The sequence below is a fragment of the Microvirga sp. P4_G7 genome (genome assembly GCF_056401005.1).
On the sequence record NZ_JBFUKD010001123.1, the window covers coordinates 1 to 649 of the forward strand.

The window sequence follows — 649 nt, forward strand, 5'->3', positions numbered from 1 at the left end:
AGGAGCTTGGTCCCCTCCTCCGCCCAGAGCCGGTCGGGAGTCGACCGGGCCAGCAGGTCGACAACCCAGCCGAGGACAATATAGAGCGAAGCCTCGAAGAGGCCGACGACCACCGAGGCCACAAAGAGGATGATCAACCAGGACCGGATCGGCTTGAGATAATGCCAAGCGAAACCACTGACGCTTGCGGGAGGCGTCCGCGTCTCTTCGAACGGGGTGAAGGGATCGATCTTCTTTTCAAGCCAGTGAAACATTCTCGGTCCGAATCTCTTTTCGCCTGCCGCGTCGTTTTGCAAATCCTGATACCATGCCCTTGACGCAGCCTCATCATCCGAGGAAGACGCTCGGATGCCACGCCTTGCTCTCTACCAGCCCGATATTCCACAGAATACGGGAACCATGCTGCGCCTCGCCGCGTGCCTCGGCGTTCCCGTCGAGATCATCGAACCGGCCGGGTTCGACGTGTCCGACCGCCACTTGAGACGCTCCGGGCTCGACTACCTCGATAAGGCCGCGATCACCCGGCACGTGTCCTGGACGGCATTCGAGACCTGGYGGCGCGTCGGCAACGGACGCCTGGTGCTTGCTACCACCAAGGCGGCGATCCCTGACACGGATTTCGCCTTCGAACCGACGGACATCATCATGC

Annotated in this window: 1 protein-coding gene and 1 pseudogene; one reads left to right on the top strand and one right to left on the bottom strand. The window is 61.3% G+C overall.

All coding sequences use genetic code 11. The features are described from left to right. Positions 1 to 254, bottom strand: a pseudogene (locus AC1DT3_RS23410) (multidrug ABC transporter ATP-binding protein); the annotation flags it as partial. A gap of 94 nt (positions 255 to 348) precedes the next feature. Here AC1DT3_RS23410 and AC1DT3_RS23415 point away from each other — a divergent pair. Then, a partial coding sequence (locus AC1DT3_RS23415; protein WP_477467543.1) for a tRNA (cytidine(34)-2'-O)-methyltransferase occupies positions 349 to 649 on the top strand: 301 nt, incomplete at its 3' end.